The 1,055-nt window shown below is 71.2% G+C and carries 1 protein-coding gene; it reads left to right on the top strand.

Annotation, left to right across the window (positions count from 1 at the left end; translation table 11 throughout):
* Positions 1-387: 387 nt before the first annotated feature.
* The coding region (locus tag FNQ90_RS24465) for a DedA family protein (RefSeq protein WP_182608330.1) at positions 388-1,055 on the top strand (668 nt) is incomplete at its 3' end.

Genomic DNA, 1,055 nt, shown 5'->3' with positions numbered 1-1,055 from the left:
GAGGAGGCCGCGCGGTGAGGAGGGCGTGGGGCGGTCTCCGCGAGACCGCCCCGGCAGTATCCGGTCACGGGCGGCCCCGCCTCTCCTCGGGTGAACAGGCGACTGGACCGTTCCCCCGTTATGTTTTTCGCGGCCCTCTTGCAGGACCGCGAAAAACATAACGGGGGAGCCGTCCGGTGATCCCCGTCCACGTCACCATCCGCCGGGCCGATGGAACCGCCACCGCCTCGATGAACGTCGTTCGGACAGTTGCGCGCCGCCGCGCCACCACCCGCGGAGGGGGGAGGAGTCGGCGCCCCGGGGCGAGTCCCGGCATCGGTTAGGCTTCCCGCGTGCGCAGTCGGGCGCCACGCCGGGAAGCGGCACGGGACACGGGAGGACCGGCGGGTGGAGATCCAGGCATGGCTGGCGACGATTCCGCCACTGGCGGTGTACACGCTGGTCACCGTCGTCATTCTGATCGAGATGCTCGGTGTCCCCCTTCCGGGCGAGATCATCCTCGTCAGTGGGGCGCTGCTCGCCTCCCAGGGGGTCGTCGATCCCCTGTGGGTGGGGGTGTGCGCCACCTTCGGCGCATGCGTCGGGGATTCCCTCGGCTATCTCATCGGGCGCAAGGGCGGCAGACCCCTGTTCGCGCGGCTCGGACGCCGATTCCCCCACCATTTCTCCGAATCGAACGTCGCCGCGGCGGAACGCGCCTTCGAGCGCTGGGGTGCCTGGGCGGTCTTCTTCGGGCGCTTCGTCGCCCTGCTCCGTATCTTCGCCGGCCCCCTCGCCGGAGTGCTGCGCATGCCCTACGGGAAGTTCCTCGCGGCCGACCTGCCCGGTGGGGTCCTGTGGGCGGGGGGTACGACCGCGGTGGTCTACTACCTCGGGGTGATCGCCCAGGAGTGGCTGCACCGGTTCTCCTGGATCGGTCTGCTCCTCGCCGTCCTCGCCGGAGCGCTGAGCACCTGGTACATCAAACGGCGTGCCCGTCGGGCCGCCGCCCGGATGATGGCCGCCGAACCGGCGGACGCCCCGGTCACCGATGGCTCCGGGGCCCCCGCGTCGAC

It is taken from the genome of Streptomyces alkaliphilus (assembly GCF_014141535.1).
In the GTDB taxonomy this organism is placed as follows: Bacteria; Actinomycetota; Actinomycetes; order Streptomycetales; family Streptomycetaceae; genus Streptomyces; species Streptomyces alkaliphilus.
This window is presented reverse-complemented; position numbering and strand designations above follow the sequence as displayed.